The 21,795-nt window shown below is 69.0% G+C and carries 15 protein-coding genes and 1 tRNA gene; 10 read left to right on the top strand and 6 right to left on the bottom strand.

The window, feature by feature from the left end; all coding sequences use genetic code 11:
- Both LRR16_RS23215 and LRR16_RS23210 read right to left on the bottom strand, forming a co-directional pair.
- On the bottom strand, positions 1 to 896 hold an 896-nt coding region (locus LRR16_RS23215), incomplete at its 3' end, for an AAA family ATPase (protein WP_232207221.1).
- Positions 893 to 2,167 (bottom strand): exonuclease SbcCD subunit D C-terminal domain-containing protein, encoded by a 1,275-nt coding sequence (locus tag LRR16_RS23210; protein WP_232207220.1) that lies wholly within the window; start codon positions 2,165 to 2,167, stop codon positions 893 to 895. The genes LRR16_RS23215 and LRR16_RS23210, both read right to left, overlap by 4 nt.
- Positions 2,168 to 2,317: 150 nt before the next feature.
- Here LRR16_RS23210 and LRR16_RS23205 point away from each other — a divergent pair.
- Positions 2,318 to 2,391: transfer RNA gene (locus LRR16_RS23205), tRNA-Cys, on the top strand.
- 50 nt (positions 2,392 to 2,441) lie between these two features.
- Here LRR16_RS23205 and dmeF read toward each other — a convergent pair.
- Positions 2,442 to 3,470, bottom strand: coding sequence for a CDF family Co(II)/Ni(II) efflux transporter DmeF (dmeF, locus tag LRR16_RS23200; protein WP_232207219.1), 1,029 nt, complete (start codon positions 3,468 to 3,470; stop codon positions 2,442 to 2,444).
- 421 nt (positions 3,471 to 3,891) lie between these two features.
- On the opposite strand from dmeF, the gene LRR16_RS23195 reads away from it, so the two are divergent.
- The gene (locus LRR16_RS23195) at positions 3,892 to 4,464 is read left to right on the top strand and encodes an acyloxyacyl hydrolase (RefSeq protein ID WP_023263830.1); all 573 of its coding nucleotides are present in this window, start codon (positions 3,892 to 3,894) and stop codon (positions 4,462 to 4,464) included.
- A gap of 46 nt (positions 4,465 to 4,510) precedes the next feature.
- Here LRR16_RS23195 and LRR16_RS23190 read toward each other — a convergent pair whose 3' ends face one another.
- On the bottom strand, positions 4,511 to 5,953 hold the full coding sequence (locus LRR16_RS23190; RefSeq protein WP_232207218.1) for a PLP-dependent aminotransferase family protein: 1,443 nt from the start codon (positions 5,951 to 5,953) through the stop codon (positions 4,511 to 4,513).
- A 329-nt stretch (positions 5,954 to 6,282) separates the two neighbouring features.
- Between LRR16_RS23190 and LRR16_RS23185 the strand changes: the two genes are divergently transcribed.
- From LRR16_RS23185 to LRR16_RS23175, 3 genes are all read left to right on the top strand, one after another.
- Positions 6,283 to 7,614 (top strand): aspartate aminotransferase family protein, encoded by a 1,332-nt coding sequence (locus LRR16_RS23185; protein WP_232207217.1) that lies wholly within the window; start codon positions 6,283 to 6,285, stop codon positions 7,612 to 7,614.
- 455 nt (positions 7,615 to 8,069) lie between these two features.
- Entirely contained in the window at positions 8,070 to 9,458 is a 1,389-nt protein-coding gene (locus LRR16_RS23180; protein ID WP_064575070.1) for an amino acid permease, read from the top strand.
- Positions 9,459 to 9,770: 312 nt separating this feature from the next.
- Positions 9,771 to 10,118 carry a DUF2917 domain-containing protein gene (locus LRR16_RS23175; protein ID WP_064575072.1) on the top strand — a complete coding sequence of 116 codons (348 nt, stop codon included), beginning with the start codon at positions 9,771 to 9,773 and terminating at the stop codon, positions 10,116 to 10,118.
- 10 nt (positions 10,119 to 10,128) lie between these two features.
- On the opposite strand, the gene LRR16_RS23170 is transcribed toward LRR16_RS23175, so the two are convergent.
- A complete protein-coding gene (locus tag LRR16_RS23170; protein ID WP_064577375.1) occupies positions 10,129 to 11,190 on the bottom strand; it encodes a hypothetical protein in 1,062 nt (353 codons plus the stop codon).
- A 296-nt stretch (positions 11,191 to 11,486) separates the two neighbouring features.
- Here LRR16_RS23170 and icmF point away from each other — a divergent pair, with 296 nt between their 5' ends.
- The 4 genes from icmF (at position 11,487) to LRR16_RS23150 (ending at position 18,835) form a co-directional block, all read left to right on the top strand.
- Positions 11,487 to 14,801 carry a fused isobutyryl-CoA mutase/GTPase IcmF gene (gene icmF, locus LRR16_RS23165; RefSeq protein WP_232207216.1) on the top strand — a complete coding sequence of 1,105 codons (3,315 nt, stop codon included), beginning with the start codon at positions 11,487 to 11,489 and terminating at the stop codon, positions 14,799 to 14,801.
- 155 nt (positions 14,802 to 14,956) lie between these two features.
- A complete protein-coding gene (locus tag LRR16_RS23160) occupies positions 14,957 to 15,373 on the top strand; it encodes an HIT family protein (RefSeq protein WP_023264791.1) in 417 nt (138 codons plus the stop codon).
- Between the two features lie 71 nt (positions 15,374 to 15,444).
- Positions 15,445 to 16,305: a 3-hydroxybutyryl-CoA dehydrogenase gene (locus LRR16_RS23155; protein ID WP_232207215.1), complete on the top strand. Its 861-nt coding sequence runs from the start codon at positions 15,445 to 15,447 to the stop codon at positions 16,303 to 16,305.
- 340 nt (positions 16,306 to 16,645) lie between these two features.
- Complete coding sequence (locus tag LRR16_RS23150) at positions 16,646 to 18,835, top strand: hypothetical protein (RefSeq protein ID WP_232207214.1); 2,190 nt, start codon at positions 16,646 to 16,648, stop codon at positions 18,833 to 18,835.
- Between the two features lie 10 nt (positions 18,836 to 18,845).
- Here the strand turns inward: LRR16_RS23150 and LRR16_RS23145 are convergent, their stop codons facing one another.
- Entirely contained in the window at positions 18,846 to 19,514 is a 669-nt protein-coding gene (locus tag LRR16_RS23145) for a Crp/Fnr family transcriptional regulator (RefSeq protein ID WP_006578248.1), read from the bottom strand.
- Positions 19,515 to 19,773: 259 nt separating this feature from the next.
- Here LRR16_RS23145 and LRR16_RS23140 point away from each other — a divergent pair, with 259 nt between their 5' ends.
- Complete coding sequence (locus tag LRR16_RS23140; RefSeq protein WP_064577370.1) at positions 19,774 to 21,783, top strand: long-chain fatty acid--CoA ligase; 2,010 nt, start codon at positions 19,774 to 19,776, stop codon at positions 21,781 to 21,783.
- Positions 21,784 to 21,795: the final 12 nt, after the last annotated feature.

The following is a 21,795-nucleotide window of genomic DNA, read 5'->3' as shown; positions in this document are numbered from 1 at the left end:
GTTCGCCGTGGCGCGGCGGCATCGTGGGCGGCGACGGCGTCCCGATGCCGGTCGATCGCCTGTTGTTCGAGCCTGGCGAGGTCGGCCGCATCGGCGTGCCAGCGCAACTGCGCCTCGTGTTGCCGCAGCCGCTCGTCCAGCGCCGCCACCGCGTCCTGCTGCTGCCGCCGCTGCTGCTCGCACTGCGCGCGCGTGTCGGCGTCCAGCGGCTGGTGCTGGGCGGCCTGCTCGCGCAGCTGGCGCAGCGCCTCCTGCTCGGCCTTGTTGCGTTCGAACGCGCGCCGCGAGATCGCCTCGAAGCGGCCGGTGCCGGTCAGCGCCTGCAGCAGCGCCGCACGTTCGTCGTCGCCGGCCTTCAGGAAGGCGAAGAACTCGTTCTGTGCCAGCAGCACCGCGCGGGTGAATTGCTCGAAGGTCAGACCGACGCGCTCGACGATCGCGGCCTGGACCTCGGTCTTCAGTCCGCCGCCGACCGGTTCCTGTCCGGGCAGCCGTGCCAGCGACATCTGGGTCTGCTGCAGCTTGCCGCCGGCCTTGCCGCGCGCCCGGCGCACGCTCCAGCGGGCGCGGTAGGCCTGGCCGTCGCCGCCGACGAAGTCGACCTCGGCGTGCCCCTCGGCGGCGCCGCGGCGCAGCAGCGTGCGCGTGTCGTGCGCGCCGATGGTCTCGCCCGCGACGTCGGGCAGCACCGTGGCGCGGCCGCCGACCCGGGCGACGCGCGGAGTTTCGTCATACAGCGCCAGGCACAGCGCATCGAGCAGTGTGCTCTTGCCCGCGCCGGTGGGGCCGCAGATCGCGAACAGGCCGGCCGAGGCCAGCGGTTCGGCGGTGAAGTCGATCGCAAACTCGCCGGACAGCGAGGCCAGGTTGCGGCCGCGAATGGCGAGGATCCTCATGGCGCGGCGACCTCGTCCGGGGCGTGCAGCAGTTCGGCGAGCGCGGCCGCCAGCGTGGCCGGCGCCTCGGCACCATGCCGCTCGCGATACAGCGAGGCAAACACCGCGGCCGGGTCGAGCCGGTTCAGGTCGTCGAGCGACAGCATCGGCGCGGGCGCGTCGCCGGGCGCGCCGGCGGCGCTGACCTCGATGCGCGCGAGGCGCACCGGCTTGCCGTCGAGCGCGGCTTCGACCTTCGCGCGCAGTGCCGGCTCGGGACCGTCCAGCGTGACGCGGACCTGCAGATAGGGCTGCAGCGAGTCCGGCAATGGCGGCAGCTCGAGCGCGCGCAGCGCGTCGAGCACCTGTTCCAGCGGCCGGGGCGTCGGCGGCACGCGCATCAGCTCGACCGGCCTGGGCACCGGGATCGCGTGCCACTCGGCCAGTGCTTCGCCGTCCAGTCTGGCGCTGACGACCTGGTGCGGGTAGTGGATCTCGGAGAACGACATTGGCAGCGGACTGCCGCTGTAGCGGATGTGCTCGTGGCGGCCGACCTTCTGCGGCCGATGCAGGTGGCCCAGCGCGACATAGGCGATGGCGGGGTCGAAGATGCCGGCGGGCAGCGCCTCGGCGCCACCGATCACGATGCGCCGCTCGGAGTCCTCCGACACCTCGCCGTCGCGCATATGGCAATGGCCGAGCGCGACGATGGGCTGACCGGGTTGCCGGCGGGCGAGCGCCAGTTCGAGCGCGCCGCGATAGAGCGCGGCGACGCCGGCCTGGTAGGGGTCGGCATCGGCGTCGGCATCGTCATCGGCATGGTCGCTGGAGCCGTCGACGCGCGGCACATCGCCGGGCCGCAGGAAGGGGATGGCCAGGCACCACGCCGCGATCCGGCCCTGCGCATCGCGCACCGGCACCACCAGCCTTTCCATGTCGATCGTGCCGTCGGGCAGCCGGTGGACCTGGCCGACGCAGGCCGCGCCGAACCAGTCGAGGAAGGGCGCGGGCGCCTCCAGCCGCGCCGGCGAATCATGATTGCCGGCGATCATCGCGATCGCCAGATGCGGACGCCGGCGCCTCGCCTCGGTCAGGAAGCGGTACAGCTGCCGCTGCGCGGCGGCCGACGGGTTGGCGGTATCGAAGATATCGCCGGCGACCAGCAGCAGGTCGGTGGCCTCGGCGTCCAGCGTATCGAGCAGCCAGTCGAGGAAGTGCTGGTGTTCGTGGGTGCGGTCGTAGTGATGCAGGGTCTGGCCCAGATGCCAGTCCGAGGTGTGCAGCAGTCGCATGCGGGGAGGGGCCTTTCAACGATGGCCGAGACGATAGCAGAGATCGCTGTGGGGTCCGGTGTGGGCCGATGGAGCGCTCGCCTGCACGATCGGGAGAATCGGGCTACACTTCGGCCCGCGCTGTTTCGCAGCGCACCGCTTCAGAACAGCGGCGGGGTGGCAGAGTGGCATGCCACGGCCTGCAAAGCCGTGTACGACGGTTCGATTCCGTTCCCCCGCCTCCAGTCTTCCTGCCCGCGCCAGCGCGCGGGTGCGAGCCGGTCAGCAGCCGCGGTCAGCCGGCCTTGACCATCGCGCCATCGTCGCAGCGCGCGATTTCCACCGTCACATGCGCCAGTTCCTCGTGCACGCCGAGGGCGGTACGCACGCGCGCCGGCGTCAGCGTCGGGTCGTGCGTGACCAGCGCGACGATGCAGGCGAACTTGTCCTTGCCGACGCGCCAGACATGCAGGTCGGTAATGCGGGTGCCCTCGCGCCCGTGATCGAACCCGGCCAGCACCTCGCGCACCGCGTCGACCACCGGGTGGTCCATCTCGCGATCGAGCAGCACGGCGGAGGTCTGGCGGATCAGGCCCAGGGCCCAGTGTCCGACCAGCACCGCGCCGACGATGCCCATCACCGGGTCGAGCCAGTTCCAGCCGAGCCACCAGCCGCCCGCCAGCGCCAGCAGCGCCAGCACCGAGGTGGCGGCGTCGGCCAGCACGTGCAGATAGGCCGAGCGCAGGTTCAGGTCGTGGCCATGCGCGTGGCCGTGATGGTGGTCGTGGCCGTGGTGATGATCGTGGTGATGATCGTGGTGATGGTGAGCGTGATCGTGGTCGTTCCCGTGCCCGTGGTGGTGATGATGGTGGGCGCCGCCCAGCAGCCAGGCGCTGGCCAGATTGACCAGCAGGCCCAGGCAGGTGACCGCCATCGCCTCCGGATAGCGGATCGCCGCCGGCGCGAACAGCCGCTCGATCGACGCGAAGCCCATCAGCGCGGCCACGCCCATCAGGAAGATCGCGCTGGCGAAGCCGGCCAGCACCTCGATCTTCCAGGTGCCGAAGGCGAAGCGGCGGTCGTTGGCGAAGCGTCGGGCCGCTGCATACGCGAATACAGACAGGCCGATCGCCAGCGCGTGCGAACTCATGTGCCAGCCGTCGGCCAGCAGCGCCATCGAGCCGAACCACCAGCCGGCGCCGATCTCCGCGACCATCGCCGCGGCCGTCAGCAGCAGCACCAGGCGCGTCCCGCGCTCGCCGGCGGCGTTGCCGCGGTCGAACACATGCGAATGGGTCCAGGGGGAGAGATCGTGGGTATGCATGGCGTGCCTCTTTTCGATGGCCGCAAGGGTAGCAGCATGCGCGTGCCGGCAGGCGCAAATCCCTGTTGGCGGTGCGCCGGCTGGCGCGGCGCGGCTCAAGTTTTCGGGTGGCGGATCGTTTACCCCCAGACGCGAAATGGATTTATCGGCTCATAACATACATTCATGAATGCATGTATCATCCGGGTCACGAATTTGCGTAACTTCGCTCTTTGCTTGCCAAAAGTACGATGACTTATCGATTTATTGCCGGTTGCATGGCGGCGTGGCTGGGCATGTGCGCCACCGCCGGATGGCTGATCGAACGGCTCTGGGCCTAGCCTGGGCCGGTTCGCGCGGCGCCGATGCGTGTGGCGTGTTGTGCCTGGCACGGACTGTGCCAGTGCCTTCGCCGGCATCTTTCAACTCTCTCCCCTCGACCATGACACAACAACAAGAACGGACGGCGCGTTCGCTGCGCCGCTCGGCCGCCCTTTGCTGCGCTGCCGCAGCGCTGATCGTGGCGGCGCCGGCCCAGGCCGATCCCGCCGTCCATGTCGCCTACGGCCGCGACCCCGGCCACGGCCTGAACAAGTACGAGATCGGCCTGAACTGGGATTCGGGATTCGCCTACGGCAATCCACAGGGCTGGCTGGCCAAGCTGCAGTGGGAAGTCGAACTGGCCCGCTGGAACGCGCGCACCGGCAACAATCGCCGCGACGTGACCGAGATCGGCTTCTCGCCGATCCTGCGCGTCGAAAAGCATGGCTGGAGCGTGGTGCCGTTTGCCGAGCTGTCGGTCGGCCTGCGGCTGATGAGCGCCACCTCGACGTCGGACTCGCACGACTACAGCACCGCGTTCCAGTTCTCGGACATGGTCGGCGTGGGCGTGGCCTTCGGCCCGCAGAAGCGCGCCGAGGCGGGTTTCCGCTTCCAGCACATCTCGAACGCCAGCATCAAGCGGCCGAATCCGGGTACCAACTTCTACACCGGCTACGTGCGCTACCGCTTCTGAGCGGGTCCTTGGCGCCGGTCGTTGGCGTAGCCAGAGGCGTGCGCGGCTAGCCGCCGCCGCGCACGCCGTCGAAGAATTCCCACAGCGCCGGCGCATCGCTGGTCGCGATATTGAAGCGGATCCACGGCGAATCGGTCTCGTCCGGCGCGAAATAGCTGCCGGGTGCCAGCCACACGCCGTGCGACAGCGCGCGCGTCGCCAACTGTCCGCCGGACAGCCCGCGCGCAGCGGCGGCCGCGCCGTCGGGCGCCCCCCGCACGCGCGCCCAGGCAAACATGCCGCCTTCCGGGCGCAGCAGCACTTCGAGGCCGTGCGCCTCCATCTTCTCGGTGACCCGGTCCTGCTGCGCGCGCAGCCGGGCCGCCAGCGCGTCGACATGGCGCGCGTAGTGGCCGCCGGTCAGCACCGCATAGACCAGCCGCTCGGTCACCTCCGACGAGGTCAGCCCGACCGCCATCTTGGTGCGGGCGAAGGCCTTGGCCAGTTCCGGGCTGGCCGCCAGATAGCCGACCCGCAGCGACGGCGTGATGGTCTTCGAGAACCCGTTGACATAGACCACGTGCGACAGCCCGTCCATCGCCGCGAGCATCGGCGCGCCGGCCGGCGCCAGCTCCCGGTAGATATCGTCCTCGACCACCAGCAGCCGGTGCTGCTCGGCCAGTTGCAGCACGCGGTGCGCGTTCATGCTGGTCAGCGTGCCGCCGGTCGGGTTCTGCAGCACCGTGTTGACGAACAGGGCGCGCGGCCCGTGCCGGCGGATCGCCGCGTCCAGCGCGTCGGTATCGAGCCCCGCCGCGCCGCGCGGCACGCCGACCACCTTCAGCCCGGCGAGCCGCAGGATCTGCAGCAGATTGCAGTAGCACGGGTCCTCGACCAGCACGGTATCGCCGGCGCGCAGCAGCGTGCGCACCACCAGGTCCAGCGCCTGGGTCGCGCCCTGCGTCAACACCACCTGCTGGGCCTGCATCGGCATGCCGTACTGCGCCAGCCGGGTGGCGATGTGCTCGCGCAGCGCGGCGAAGCCATAGGGATGCCCGTAGCCCGACACCTGCCCGGCCGGCACGCGCGCGGCGGCGCGGATCGCCTGGTGCAGCCCTTCCTCGTTGAGCCAGTCGCCCGGCAGCCAGCCGGCGCCGGCCTTGATCGGCACCGAGTGGTCGGCGAACACGTCCGACAGCAGCCAGGCGGCGTTCAGCGCCGGGGTTTCCCAGCGGGGGTGGTGCGCCTGTTCGGTGCTGGGCTGGCGATGCGCCACCGTGTAGCCCGAGCCGGCGCGCGCCGCCAGGTAGCCGAGCGCGGTCAGCCGGCCGTAGGCCTCGGCCACCGTGAAGGTGCTGACGCCATGCTGCGCGGCGAAGCGCCGCACCGAGGGCACCGCGATGCCGGGGCGCAGCGCGCGCCGGTCCACCAGCGCGGCGATGCCGGCGACGATCTGTTCGGTCAGCGTGTCGCCGCCACGGCGGCTGCGGGTCAATTCGAGCTGGATCATGCGACCGCATTGTGCGGGCGATGCCTGTACAGTTCAAGCGGGGCGAAGCGCGCCGCCGGACCGCTCGGTCATGCCGCGATGGCGCGGATTGTCGGCCAATACCGTGGCATCGCGATGATGGCACTGGGTTGGGGCGCTCATGTACCTGTACGGTTTGAGGCGAAAAAACAGTACGGTAAGGCGAGCATTTCACAACCGTATATTTTTAGCTGAAGCAGGGCTCGCTACAGTGGCCGGATCGCTATCCCGCACCATCGGGCGCTTCGGCGCGGTGGCGCGGACCCCGAACGACACCCGGAACGACATCCGGACGAACCAAGGAGGAAGTAATGGACGCCGCCAAGACCGTGATTCCCGATCTCGATGCGCTGTGGATGCCGTTCACCGCGAACCGCCAGTACAAGGCGGCGCCGCGGCTGCTGGCTTCGGCCAGCGGCATGTACTACACGACCCACGACGGCCGCAAGATCCTCGACGGCTGCGCCGGCCTGTGGTGCGTGGCCGCCGGGCACTGCCGCAAGGAGATCGCCGACGCGATCGCGCACCAGGTGCAGACGCTGGACTATGCGCCGCCGTTCCAGATGGGGCATCCGCTGTCGTTCGAGGCGGCCAGCAAGGTGGCGGCGATCATGCCGTCGGGCCTGGACCGCATCTTCTTCACCAACTCGGGCTCCGAGTCGGTCGATACCGCGCTGAAGATCGCGCTGTCCTACCACCGCGCCCGCGGCGAGGGGCAGCGCACCCGCTTCATCGGCCGCGAGCGCGGCTATCACGGCGTCGGCTTCGGCGGCATGGCGGTCGGCGGCATCGGCCCGAACCGCAAGGCCTTCTCGGCCAACCTGATGCCCGGTACCGACCATCTGCCGGCCACGCTCAATATCGCCGAGGCGGCCTTCTCCAAGGGGCAGCCGACCTGGGGCGCGCATCTGGCCGACGACCTCGAGCGGATCATCGCGCTGCACGACCCGTCCAATGTCGCCGCCGTGATCGTCGAGCCGCTGGCGGGCTCGGCCGGCGTGCTGGTGCCGCCGGTCGGCTATCTGGAGCGGCTGCGCGAGATCACCAGCAAGCACGGCATCCTGCTGATCTTCGACGAGGTGATCACTGCCTTCGGCCGCCTGGGCGCGGCCACCGCGGCCGAGCGCTTCCAGGTCACGCCGGACCTGATCACGATGGCCAAGGCGATCAACAACGCGGCCGTGCCGATGGGCGCGGTGGCGGTCCGGCGCGAGGTCCACGATACGGTGATCGACGCCGCCGCCGCGGGCGCGATCGAGCTGCCGCACGGCTACACCTATTCGGGCCACCCGCTGGCGGCCGCCGCGGCGATCGCCACGCTGGACCTGTACCGCAGCGAGGACCTGTTCGGCCGCGCCGCGAAGCTGGCGCCGCTGTTCGAGGAGGCCGCGCACGGCGTCCGTGGCGCCCCGCACGTCAAGGACATCCGCAACCTGGGCCTGGTGGCCGGCATCGAGCTCGAACCGCGGCCGGGACAGCCGGGCGCGCGCGGCTACGAGGTCTTCCTGAAGTGCCTGGAGCGCGGCGTGCTGGTTCGCTACACCGGCGACATCCTGGCCTTCTCGCCGCCGCTGATCGTCACCGAGGCGCAGATCGCCGAGCTGTTCGACACGGTGCGGCAGGCGCTGAAGGACGTGCAGTAAGGCGTCGCGCGCGCACCGCACCGCGGCTTGGTTTTCCCCTCTCCCGCCTGCGGGAGAGGGGCAGGGGAGAGGGCAGCGGGCGGTCGTTCTGCCATCGCGGATCGAAACCACCCCCTCTCCCCAACCCTCTCCCCCTGATGGGGAGAGGGAGAACACCCGCCGGCGTGGATTCCTTCTCTCGCCGATAAGCCGCCCCCCTTCCCCGGAATCTCCTGCCCCGAACCCCGACGCCCGCCTCCATAAGTGACGGCTTGGCCGGCGCGGTTCGCTAAACTAGGCGCCTTTTTTGCCCCGGCCGGCACACCTTGCCGGCCCGCGGGCTGCCCGCGCGTCCGCCCAGGCGGTGGCGCGCGCGGGCATTGGCGACCGGTCATCCACAGGCCGGCCAACTCGATCCTGGCGACACCGCGTGACCGACCCCCGGGGCGGATGCCGCCAATGCAGGAGATCCCTTCATGAGCTTGTTCCGCACCAAGGACATCGAAACGATGCTCGCCGCGAGCCGCGACGATGGCTTGAAAAAGGTGCTCGGCCCGGTCGACCTGGTGATGATGGGCATCGGCGCCATCATCGGCACCGGCATCTTCGTGCTGACCGGTACCGGCGCGCTGACCGCCGGTCCGGCGCTGACGCTGTCCTTCGTGATCGCCGCGCTTGCCTGCGGTTTCGCCGCGCTGTGCTACGCCGAGTTCGCGACCGCGATCCCGGTGTCCGGCTCGATCTATACCTACAGCTACGCCACGCTGGGCGAGATCGTCGCCTGGATGATCGGCTGGGACCTGCTGCTCGAATACGGGCTGGCAACCTCGGCGGTGTCGGTGGGCTGGTCCGGCTACTTCCAGTCGCTGCTGTCGGGCTTCGGCCTGCAGTTGCCGGCCGCGCTGACCGCGGCACCGGGCGCGGTGCCCGGCGTGCAGACGGTACTGAACCTGCCCGCGGTGCTGATCATGCTGGCGATCACCTGGGTGGTGTCGTACGGCGTGCGCGAGTCGGCGCGCGTCAACAACATCATGGTGGCGATCAAGGTCGCGGTGGTGCTGCTGTTCATCGTGGTCGGCGTCTGGCACGTCAAGCCGGCCAACTGGCAGCCCTATGCGCCGTTTGGCTTCGCCGGCATCGTCAATGCGGCGGCGCTGGTGTTCTTCGCCTTCATCGGCTTCGACGCGGTGACCTCGGCGGCGGAGGAGGTGCGCAACCCGCGCCGCGACCTGCCGATCGGCATCATCGGCTCGCTCGCGGTCTGCGCGCTGCTGTATGTCGCGGTGGCGGCGATCATGACCGGCATCGTGCCGTTCCCGAAGTTCGAGGGCATCGACCATCCGGTCTCGCTGGCGCTGCAGTACGCCGGCGAAAACTGGGTCGCCGGCTTCGTCGACCTGGGCGCGATCCTCGGCATGACCACGGTGATCCTGGTGATGACCTACGGCCAGACCCGCATCCTGTTCGCGATGTCGCGCGACGGGCTGCTGCCGGCCAGGCTGTCGCAGGTGCATCCGGTGCACGCGACGCCGTTTCACGCGACCTGGACGGTCGGCATCGTGTTCTCGTCGATCGCCGGCCTGGTGCCGTTGAACGTGCTGGCCGAGCTGATCAATATCGGCACGCTGTCGGCCTTCGCGCTGATCTCGATCGCGGTGCTGGTGCTGCGCCGGACCCGGCCCGACCTGCCGCGTACCTTCCGCTGCCCCGGCGTGCCGGTGGTGCCGCTGCTGTCGGTAGGCTTCTGCCTGTTCCTGATGGCGCATCTGCAGCCGTTCACCTGGATCGCCTTCCTGCTGTGGCTGGCGCTCGGCCTGGTGATCTATTTCGGCTACGCGCGGCGCAACGCCGTGCTGCACCGCTAACCGACGGCCGAACTGTCAGAAAAAACGCCGGAACAGTACCTGGGAAACTGTCTGGAACTGTCACTGGGATGGCCGCGCCGGCCGTCCATAATGAAATCGTGCATCGAAGCACGCCGTGGCGCCGCCGTCCGTGCGGTCGCCCACAGTGGCAGCAGGCCTGGCGCAGCGGGCAACAACCGTCGCGGAATACCGAAAGGCTTTCCGACCATCGCCGTCCACCATGCCCGCCTGGGCAATGGCCGGCCCGCGTGCGGCGCGGGCGGCGGTTGGACGGGCCGGCTCCGTTCGATGCCCATCGACAGGAGCAGCACCATGCAGGAACTCAGGGACTTCGAGCTGGACCAGGCCGGTACGCCGGTCAGCTGGCGCGCGCGGCCGGGCCAGCGCATCGTCGCGCGCGAGGGCAATATCTGGCTGACGGTGGAAGGGCAGCGCGGCGACGTCTGGCTGGCGCCGGGCCAGTCGTTCGACCTGCCCGACGGCGCGTGGGTATGGATCTCGGCCGACGCGCCGGGGGCGCGCTTCACGGTGGCGCAGCAGTCGGCGCCGCTGTCATGGCGCGCTCTGGCCGCGCTGTTGCGACCGCGGCCGCGGCCGGACCCGATCCGGCTCCCCGAGCCCTCGGCGGGCTGGTGGCCGGCGCGGCATCTGTCGCGCTAGGCGGCGGCGCTCAGCGCGCCGGCGTCGCGGTCGACAGCGTGGCGGCGACCGCCTGCCACAACGGTTCCAGCCGCTGCCGCTCGTTGTCGGCGGCCTGCGGCGGCAACGATGGCGTGCGGCACAGCAGCACCGCGGTCTGGCCGGCCTCCGGCAGCGGCACCCACCAGACGCGGCCGTACTGCAGGCGGCCGCCGTCGCTGGCGATGGAGAAACTGGCCCAATTGGCGCGGTGATTGGCCAGCCGGACCGTGCCCTGGGCGATCACCTTGGCGCCGGCGCCGGTCAGCGCCTTCAGTTCCTCGGTGGCGCGCGCGGCGGCCGCCGCGCTTGCAGCGTCCTTCCCCGCTTCCTTCCCCGCTTCCTTGGCCCCGTCCTTGGCCCCGTCCTTCGCGCCATCCTTCGGCAGCGGCCGCGCCAGCAGATCGATCGTCGACAGGCCGTTGCCGCCCTGGCTGGTGAAGGCAAAGATGGCGTTGTCCGGCAGCAGCTTTTCGCGGGCCGGATCGCGCTCCCACGACAGCGGCATGCGCAGCATCAGGTCGATCGCGCCGGCCTGGCGGATGCCCTTGGTGGTGTAGCTGCGGGCCATCGGCGAGGCCAGTTCGGCGGCGGGTTTGTCCTCGTAGACCGCGGCCAGCAGCAGCTGCAGCGAGGCCTTCTCCATGTCCCCCTGGGCGCTTTCGCGCACGCGCTGCAGATAGGCCTGCATCGCGGGCTCGGAGGCCAGCGCCGACTGCATCGCCTCGCGGTCCATTTCCAGCACCTTGGTCGCCAGCCGGGCGCGATCGGCGGCGGGCAGCGGAATGTCCTGGAACAGCCGGGTCACCGTCGCCAGCGCATCGGGATACTGGCGGTCGAACGCATTGCGCACCTGCTGGATGTCGTTGCGCAGCGACGGGTATTTGGCCGCGGCGCGCTCCAGCGTGGCGTTCTGGTTGGTCAGATAGCCGTACAGGCTGGTCAGACCCGAGATGGCCGCAGGCGTGTAGTCCCACGCGATGGCACTGGCAGGCAGGCCGATCAGACCCGCCACCAGCGCAAGGCGCGGCAGCCACGGCACGCAATGCCGCATAGGAATCTCCCTTCAGTAGGTCGACACGGCCGGCGGTGCGTGTCCTTTGTTGTGCCGACCGGAGGTCCGAGTCCCGGCGGATGTTCTGGATTGTAGCCGAAGGCAGAGGGCGTCACGTGCCGTTTGCTGCCCGCTGGTCAGGCCCGGCGGGATGGGCCTACAATCGACTGGCCCCCCGGCGGCTGCGCCGTGCGGGCGACCCCAGACAATATGGCCAGCAATGGCCGCACAACGCGATGGCCGGTGCTTCGGCGGCGCAGTCTGTCCGCCGGTCCCGGCCTCACCGGGTGGAGACCATGACCGATCTGTCAGACCTGCGCAAGGCAGGCGCCGAAGCCGAGGCCGCTACCGTGGCGCCGGCACCCGCGCCCGCCGGCGCGCCGACCCACAAGGTCCGCTTCGTTACGGCCGCATCCTTGTTCGACGGCCACGATGCTTCGATCAACATCATGCGCCGCATCCTGCAGGCGCAAGGCTGCGAGGTGATCCACCTCGGCCACAACCGCTCGGTCGAGGAAGTCGTCGCGGCCGCGCTGCAGGAGGACGTGCAAGGCATCGCCGTGTCGAGCTACCAGGGCGGCCACGTCGAATACTTCAAGTACATGGTGGACCTGCTGCGCGAGCGCGGCGGCGCCCATATCCAGGTGTTCGGCGGCGGCGGCGGGGTGATCGTGCCGGCCGAGATCCGCGAGCTGCAGGACTACGGCGTCGCGCGCATCTACAGCCCCGAGGACGGCCAGCGCATGGGCCTGGCCGGCATGATCGCCGACATGGTGCGCCGCTGCGACTTCGACCTGTCGCGCCATGCCCCTGCCACGCTCGACACGCTGCGCGCGGGCGATCGGCGCGCGCTGGCGCAATGGATCACCGTGCTGGAGAACGGCAAGGCCGATCCCGCGCTTGCCGCGGCGCTGCATGCCGACGCCGCCGGCATCGCGACCCCGGTGCTGGGCGTGACCGGCACCGGCGGCGCCGGCAAATCGTCGCTGACCGACGAGCTGATCCGCCGCTTCCGGCTCGACCAGCAGGACGGCCTGCGCATCGCCGTGATCTCGATCGACCCGTCGCGCCGGCGTACCGGCGGCGCGCTGCTGGGCGACCGGATCCGCATGAACGCGATCCACCACCCGCAGATCTACATGCGCTCGCTGGCCACGCGCGACGCCGCCAGCGAGGTGTCGCGGGCACTGCCGGACGCGCTGGCGGCTTGCAAGGTCGCCGGCTTCGACCTGATCGTCGTCGAGACTTCCGGCATCGGCCAGGGCGACGCGGCGATCGTGCCCCATGTCGACCTGTCGCTGTACGTGATGACGCCCGAGTTCGGCGCGGCCAGCCAGCTCGAGAAGATCGACATGCTGGACTTCGCCGACTTCGTCGCGATCAACAAGTTCGACCGCAAGGGCGCGCAGGACGCGTGGCGCGACGTTGCCAAGCAGATGCAGCGCAACCGCGAGCAATGGCATGCGCGCGCCGAGGACATGCCGGTCTACGGCACGCAGGCCTCGCGCTTCAACGACGACGGCGTGACGATGCTGTACCTGGGCCTGCGCGAGGCGCTGGCCGCGCGCGGCCTGGTGCTGCGCGACGGCACGCTGCCGCGGCTGGCGGGACGGCAGAGCACCGGCCGCAACGCGATCGTGCCGCCGGCGCGCAGCCGCTATCTGGCCGAGCTGGCCGACACCGTGCGCGGCTATCACAAGCGCGTGGCCGCGCAGAGCCGGATCGCGCGCGAGCGGCAGCAGCTGCGCGAGGCACGGCGCATGCTGGCGGAGGCGTCGCCTTCCGCCGGGGCCGGCGCGTTGGCGGCATTGCAGGCGCTCGAGGCCGAGCGCGACGGCGCGCTGGGCGAGACCGAGCGCGCGCTGCTGGCGGGCTGGCCCGCGCTGCGCGAGGCCTACAGCGGCGAAGAGCATGTGGTCACGATCCGCGGCAAGGAGCTGCGCACCGGCCTCGTCACCACCACGCTGTCGGGCACACGCCTGCGCAAGGTCGCGCTGCCGCGCTTCACCGACGAGGGCGAGCTGCTGCGCTGGCTGATGCGCGAGAACCTGCCGGGCTATTTCCCGTACACCGCGGGCGTCTTTCCGTTCAAGCGCGAGAACGAGGATCCGACCCGGATGTTCGCCGGCGAGGGCGATGCCTTCCGCACCAATCGCCGCTTCAAGCTGGTCTCCGAAGGCATGCCGGCCAAGCGGCTGTCGACGGCATTCGATTCGGTGACGCTGTACGGCGAGGATCCGGACCTGCGTCCCGACATCTACGGCAAGGTCGGCAATTCGGGCGTCTCGATCGCGACGCTCGACGACATGAAGGTGCTGTACGACGGCTTCGACCTGATCGATCCGCAGACCTCGGTGTCGATGACGATCAACGGTCCGGCGCCGGCGATCCTGGCGATGTTCATGAATACCGCGATCGACCAGCAGCTCGAGCGCTTTCGCCGCGAGCAGGGCCGCGAGCCCGATGCCGGCGAGGCCGCGAAGATCCGCGCGATGGTGCTGCAGAACGTGCGCGGCACCGTGCAGGCCGACATCCTGAAGGAGGACCAGGGCCAGAACACCTGCATCTTCTCGACCGAGTTCTCGCTGAAGGTGATGGGCGACATCCAGCAGTACTTCGTCGATCATCAGGTGCGCAACTTCTACTCGGTGTCGATCTCCGGCTATCACATCGCCGAGGCCGGTGCGAATCCGATCTCGCAGCTGGCCTTCACGCTGGCCAACGGCTTCACCTATGTCGAGGCCTATCTGGCGCGCGGCATGCATATCGACGACTTCGCGCCCAACCTGTCGTTCTTCTTCTCGAACGGCATGGATCCGGAGTACAGCGTGCTGGGCCGCGTCGCGCGCCGCATCTGGGCCGTCACGCTGCGCGACAAGTACGGCGCCAACGAGCGCAGCCAGAAGCTGAAGTACCACATCCAGACCTCGGGCCGCTCGCTGCACGCGCAGGAGATCGACTTCAACGACATCCGCACCACGCTGCAGGCGCTGATCGCGATCTACGACAACTGCAATTCGCTGCATACCAACGCCTACGACGAGGCCATCACCACGCCGACGGCGGAATCGGTGCGGCGTGCGCTGGCGATCCAGCTGATCATCAATCGCGAATGGGGCGTCGCCAAGTGCGAGAACCCCAACCAGGGCAGCTTCCTGATCGAGGAGCTGACCGACCTGGTGGAGGAGGCGGTGCTGCAGGAGTTCGAGCGGATCGCCGAGCGCGGCGGCGTGCTCGGCGCGATGGAGACCGGCTACCAGCGCGCCAAGATCCAGGAAGAGTCGATGTATTACGAGCAGCGCAAGCACGACGGCTCGCTGCCGATCATCGGCGTCAACACCTTCCGCAATCCCGACGGCGATCCGACCCCGGCCACCTTGGAGCTGGCACGCTCCAGCGAGGACGAGAAGCAGAGCCAGTTGCAACGGCTGCAGGACTTCCACGCCCGCCATGCCGACGAGGCACCGGCGATGCTGGCGCGGCTGCGCCAGGCGGTGATCGACGACGAGAACGTGTTCGCGGTGCTGATGGACGCGGTGCGGGTCTGCTCGCTCGGGCAGATCACGCATGCGCTGTTCGAGGTCGGCGGACAGTATCGACGCAACATGTAGCGCTTGCCGAACGGCACGACAGCGCCGGGCCGCCGTGCCCGGCGCTGTCGTTTTCCGCGGCCATCGTCGCGCGCCGCAATTTCGCACGACCGTGCGTTAAACTCGCAGGCGGCGCCGCATTGCCGCCGCCACGCTTTTCCGAACCGGAGCTCACGGTGTACGACCCGAACAATATCTTTGCCCGAATCCTGCGAGGCGAGCTGCCTTGCCACAAGGTCTACGAGGACGCCGACACGCTGGCCTTCATGGACATCATGCCGCAGTCCGACGGCCACGTGCTGGTGCTGCCCAAGGAGGCCGCCGCCGAGCTGTTCGAGCTGTCGGAAGGCGCCGCGCAGGCCGCGATCCGCACGACCCAGCGCATCGCGCGCGCGGTGCGGGACGCGTTCGAACCGGACGGCCTGTCGATCGGCCAGTTCAACGGCGCCGCCGCCGGCCAGACCGTGCCGCACGTGCATTTCCATATCGTGCCGCGCTACGCCGACCGCCCGCTGCGCGGCCACGCGAGCGAGCCGCAGGATCCGGCCGTGCTGCAGCAGCACGCGGCGCGCATCATCGCGGCGCTGGGCTGACGCCCGCGTGCGGCCCGACTGCACCTCCATCCCCGATCCATTCCTATTCCATTCGCAAGCAGGGAGACAGCATGACAATCCACACCGTCGGCATCATCGGCGCAGGCACCATGGGCAACGGCATCGCGCAGGCATGCGCGGTGGTCGGGCTCGATGTCGTGATGGTCGATATCAGCCAGGGCGCGATCGACAAGGGCATCGCCACGATCGCCGGCAGCCTGGACCGGCTGATCAAGAAGGACAAGATCACCGAGGCCGACAAGAACGCCGCGCTCGCGCGCGTGCGCGGCTCGACCGCGTACGAGGACCTGAAGGCCGCGCAGATCGTGATCGAGGCCGCCACCGAGAACTACGAGCTCAAGCTCAAGATCCTGAAGCAGATCGATGCGCTGGTCGGCGACGACACCATCGTCGCGTCCAATACCTCGTCGATCTCGATCACCAAGCTGGCCGCGGCGATCAACCGGCCCGAGCGCTTCATCGGCATGCACTTTTTCAACCCGGTGCCGATGATGGCGCTGGTCGAGCTGATCCGCGGCCTGCAGACCAGCGACGCCACGCACGCGGCGGTCGAGCAGCTGTCGAAGCAGCTCGGCAAGTATCCGATCACGGTGAAGAACAGCCCGGGCTTCGTCGTCAACCGCATCCTCTGCCCGATGATCAACGAGGCCTTCTGCGTGCTCGGCGAGGGCCTGGCCTCGCCCGAAGAGATCGACGAGGGCATGAAGCTCGGATGCAATCATCCGATCGGCCCGCTGGCGCTGGCCGACATGATCGGGCTCGACACGATGCTCGCCGTGATGGAGGTGCTGTACGCCGAGTTCGCCGATCCGAAGTACCGGCCGGCGATGCTGATGCGCGAGATGGTGGCCGCCGGCTACCTCGGCCGCAAGACGGGACGCGGCGTCTACGTCTACAGCCAGAGCCGCTGACGCACCGGCCGCTGAAGTACCGGCCGCTGAAGTAGCGGCCGCTGAAGTACGGCCGATAACCCACCGATCGGCCGCTCCGCGGACCGGCCCGCGCGTCGGTTCGCGTCTTTCCCGGTTCCCGTCCGCCTCGTCTTCCCGAACTTCCTCTCGCTTCGCTTCCCCTGTCCTCTCCACCATCCGCGTCCTGCACGAGCACGAGTACGCGCGAAGGATGCTTCGCGCTTCGTGCCCGCCGCGTGGTGCCATTTCCATCGACAAAGAATCGGTCGCTTTCCGAAAAGTGGCCTCGTCGCGATCCGTACGATGACCGCCTCCACTCACCCTATGAGGATCGAAAGTCATGGCGACGTTTATCGGACAGGTGAAAAAGACGACGTACGATCAGTACTACCAGCACGTGCGAAGCAATCCAGGCGACTTCGTGGCGCGCGTCCTCGGACAGAAGGCCAGCGGGCCGGAGCCGAGCGGCCGATTCCAGATCGGCGAAGAGATCTTCACGCTGAAGCTGGTTACCAAGGGAAAGACACGGCGGCTATGCATCGAGCGCCAGTTCGAGAACGGCGAATCGTTGGTGCAGACGCGGATCCGGCAGCTGATGGACTATCTGTTCTTCCGCAGCAGCACGCGCAGGATGGAGCGGGCGCTGCGCAGCGGATCCACCATCACGGCGGGCCTGGTCAAGGGCCTGCGCGGGCATGCCGATCGCGTTGTCGAAGAGCTGTGGCCGGGCTTCGAGGCACCGCTCGCCGAAGCCGGCGCGGCCGAACGGCGCGGCCAGGCGGCGGCGTCGAACCGGCGCCCGATCTCCGAGCGCGCGCTGGGGACGCTGGTATCGCTGAACCCGGGAGAAATCGACGCATGGATCCGCTGTCCCGAAGAAGGTCCGGTGAGCCTGGAACAGATCGATCGCGGCAAGTCCAGGATCGAGGATGACATCCTGGTGCTGTCGTTCAAGAGCGGAGGCGATGCCATCGAGTTCCGGCTGCACGCCCGGGGTAGCGGCTCGCCCGAGCGCAAGCAGCGCGCCCGCCGCGACATGGAGCGCTTGCTGTCGATCGCCAGGGGTGACCGAGAGGATTGCGGTTACCGGAACATGGCCGAACTGATGGGCCGTTTCATGGTCGCGACGATCGAGGACGAAGCCCCGCGGCTGCTGGAGCAGTGGGCGCGTGGCATCCTGTCGGATAACGAGAATCACGAAGTCAGGCCGCTGCTGATCTGCACGGTCAAGAAGGATGGCAGCCCGGAGTCGACGCGGGCGACGCGGCGGGCCCTGGCCCGCGCCGTCGACGAAGCCATGGCGTCGTGCCGGGCTTGCGCGGCACAGCGCTTCCAGGCGATCCTCAATGGGGTGTGCCGCGACAAGGCCGATCGGATCGTATCCGCGGTGCTCGATGCACGCGCGAGCCTGATCGAGGCGATCCAGCAGAAGGCCAAGCCCTTTGTCGCCGGACAGCGGCTCGCCGCGTTCGTGCGCCAGGTCGTGCAGGAACGCGGTGTGTCGGCCGCCGCGGCGCAGGCGCTGCACGACGACCGCCCGGCAGGCGCGGCCTTGCCCGAGGGCGTGCGACTGGCGCGCTTCACCCGCAAGCCGGGGCTGCTCGATTGGATCTCGGGCGAGCGGACTCACGAGGAGGTGCTGGCGGTCGCATCGCGCAAGGATGGCGAGGCGTTGCGCTTCGTGCCGCAGGGACGGCCGAGCCTGGCGAAGTGGGCATGGAAGACCATCCGCCTGGCCGAGGTGCCCAAACATATCGAGGGCGATGCCAAGGCATTGCATCAGACGGTATTCGACGTTTCGCTGGGCCAGTTCTACCAGAGGGAGATCGTTCCGCTGCTCCACGACAGCGTGCGCCGGCTACAGAGCCAATTCGCCTTCGAGTGGAAAGCCGAAGAAGACGTGCCGACCGAGCTGTTGCTCAGGCTGACGTCCAGTCTGCGAATCGGCAATACGACCTGCGGCTACCTCCATCGCTGGGCGGGCGAAGCGGCCGGGGCAGGCGGTGCCGGGGGACCGTCCGCGGAGCGCGTCGTCGTGGCCGACGAGATCGAGGCGGTTTCCGGTCCGATCGCCGAGCAGCCGATCTCGCCGCAACAGGCCGCGGCGTACGTGCTGAGGCAGGAACTGAAGTCCGTGGTTCCCCCGGTCGCCACGGTGGCGGAGACGGACTGCGAAAAGCCCGTCACGGTCTACACCGACGGCAAGTTCGAGTCCTTGCATCAGTTTGACCTGGACGCGCCGCGCAAGCCGAACGATCGCCCGCAGCGGCATCCGGTGGACAAGGGCAAATCGCCGAACCCTCAGCAGCCAGCCGCATCGCCTTCCTCCACGTCTTCCACGTCTTCCACGTCTTCCACGTCTTCCACGTCTTCCACGCCTTCCACGCCTTCCACGCCTTCCACGCCTTCCACGCCTTCCACGTCCTCCACGGCTTCCACACCTGCCACATCTTCCACGCCTGCCACGGTGCCGCCGTCCGCGCCGCCGCTGCCCGAACGGGTGCCAGCCGGGCAAACGGCGCCGGTCTGAATCCGATGCCTCATTCGCCGTACTGGCGCAATCCTTCGAGATCGAGCACCTCGATCTCGCCATAGTCGACCCGAACCAGGCCTTGCTGCTCCAATACCTTCAGGGCCTGGTTCGCCCGCTGCCGCGAAATGCCGGCCAGCAGTCCGATCTCTTCCTGCGAAATTTCCAGCTTGGTGCCGATGCCCGGATACAGGTGCTCGTTGAACAGCGACGACACCGCCCGCGCGACGCGCGAGTCGATATCGAGCAGCCGCTCGTATTCGACCGCGGCGATGAACTGGCCGAGCCGCTCGTTGAGCTGCGTCAGCAGGAAGCGCGTGAACGGCAGGCTGGTATCGAGCAGCCATTGGAAGGTCTCGCGCGGCAGGAAGGCGATGCGCGAATGGCGCAGCGCCATCACGTCGTACTTGCGGATCTCCTGCTTGAGGGCGGCCCCTTCGCCGAACCAGCCGCCGGTCGGCACGCCGGTGAAGGTCACCGACTTGCCCGATGGCGACACCGTCGTGATCTTGACGATCCCCTCCAGCACGCCGAGCCAGTGCTCGGCCATCTCGCCCTTGTGGCAGACGTAGTCGCCGGGGTTGTATTCGCGCACGAACATGGCCTGCCGCACCCGCTGGCGCTGTTCGTCGCTGAGGTCGGCGGCCCAGATGCACCGGTCCAGAAAGTCGTTGAGCATGCCTGCTAGGCTCCGGTCGGGAGTCCGGCGAGGACTCCGCTAGGGATTAACCCGGAATTGTCACCGACGTGACAACCGGGGGGAGGGGCATCGGCTATCTTACGTTCACCACGGACCGACCCGCGCGCAAAGGCGCGGCCACGATATCCCTGGCGCGCCGCGGCCGTCTGGCCGGCGGGCGACCAGCGGCAAGTATAACGATCGGCACCGGCGCTTGGCACCGGCGGGAACCCACCCGCCGGAGGGACAGGAGACAGCGATGCAGGACAGGTCGGCAACGACCTTCCCGCGACTGCTGCTGGCGCATGCGCAGCAGCGGCCGGATCATCCGGCCTATCGCGAGAAGGATCTCGGTATCTGGCAGACGAGCAGCTGGTCGCAGGCGGCGCAAGAGGTACGCGCACTGGCCTGCGGGCTGGCGGCGCTCGGCTTCGGCCGCGGCATGAACCTGGCGGTGGTCGGCGACAACCGTCCGCGGCTGTACTGGGCCATGACCGCCGCCCAGGCGCTGGGCGGCGTGCCGGTGCCGCTGTATCAGGACGCGATCGCCAGCGAAATGGTCTACGTGCTGCGCGACGCCGAAATCGCGTTCGCGGTGGTCGAGGACCAGGAGCAGGTCGACAAGCTGCTCGAGGTCGAGCAGGACCTGGCCGCGCAGGGCGGTGCGGTGCGCCACCTGATCTACGAAGACCCGCGCGGGCTGCGCGACTACGACCATCCGTCGCTGATGTCGTATGAGCGCCTGCAGGAGATCGGCCGCGAATACGACCGCGCGCATCCGGGCTTCTTCGACCAGGCCGTGGCGGCCGGCGATCCGGACGATACGGCGATCATCCTGTACACCTCGGGCACCACCGGCAAGCCCAAGGGCGTCTGCCATTCGCACCGCGGCCTGATCGGCGCGGCGATGCATGGCTGCGAATTCGACCGGCTCGGCCCCGACGACGATGTGCTGTCGTACCTGCCGATGGCCTGGGTCGGCGACAACCTGTTCTCGTACGCGCAGGCGCTGGCCGCGGGCTTTACCGTCAACTGCCCCGAGTCGCGCGAGACCGTGATGACCGATCTGCGCGAGATCGGCCCAACCTACTACTTCGCGCCGCCGCGCATCTACGAAAGCCTGCTGACGCAGGTGATGATCCGCATGGAGGATGCCGGCTGGCTCAAGCGCAAGCTGTTCGACCGGGCCATGGCCGTGGCGCGCCGCTGCGGCGCCGACATCCTCGATCGCCGTCCGGTGCCGCTGCTCGAGCGGATGCGCTACGCGCTCGGCGAATGGCTGGTCTACGGCCCGCTGCGCAATGTGCTCGGCATGAGCCGCATCCGCGTGGCCTATACCGCGGGCGAGGCGATCGGCCCGGACCTGTTCCGCTTCTATCGCTCGATCGGCATCAACCTGAAGCAGTTCTACGGCCAGACCGAGACCTGCGCCTATGTCTGCCTGCAGCCCGACGGCCAGGTCAAGTTCGACTCGGTCGGCCCGGCCGCGCCCGGCATGGAGATCCGCATCGCCGACAACGGCGAGGTGCTGGTGCGCGGTGTGGGTCTGCTCAAGGCGTACTACAAGCGCGACGATGCGACGCGCGAGGCGATCAACGACGACGGCTACTTCATGACCGGCGACGCCGGCGTGATCGACGCCGACGGCCATCTGAAGATCATCGATCGCGCCAAGGACGTCGGCAAGCTGGCCGACGGTTCGATGTTCGCGCCCAAGTACATCGAGAACAAGCTCAAGTTCTTCCCCTACATCAAGGAGGCGGTGGCGTTCGGCACCGGCCGCGACCGCGTCTGCGCCTTCGTCAACATCGACTTCGAGGCGGTCGGCAACTGGGCCGAACGGCGCCATCTGCCGTACGCGGGCTATATCGACCTGGCCGCGCAGCCGCAGGTGATCGAGCTGATCACCGAATGCGTGGAGCAGGTCAATGCGGACCTGGCCAAGGATCCGGCGCTGTCCGGCTCGCAGATCGCGCGCTTCCTGATCCTGCACAAGGAGCTCGATCCGGACGACGACGAACTGACCCGCACGCGCAAGGTGCGCCGCGGCTTCATCGCGGAGAAGTACGCGGTGCTGATCGACGCGCTGTATGCCGGCCGCGCGGAGCAGTTCATCGAGACGCGCGTCAAGTTCGAGGACGGGCGCGAAGGCAGCGTCAGCGCGACGCTGAAGCTGGTGGATGCCCGGCGCTTCCCGCCGGCGGCAGCGGCGCAGGCCGCGACGGCAACGCAGGCCGGCGCCGCGACGCCCGCCGAGCAAGCGGCATAGCAGGGGCAGGAG

Source organism: Cupriavidus sp. UGS-1 (assembly GCF_021213615.1).
Taxonomy (GTDB): Bacteria; Pseudomonadota; Gammaproteobacteria; order Burkholderiales; family Burkholderiaceae; genus Cupriavidus.
Note: the sequence above shows the minus strand (reverse complement) of the source record. Positions and strands in the feature narration are given on the sequence as shown.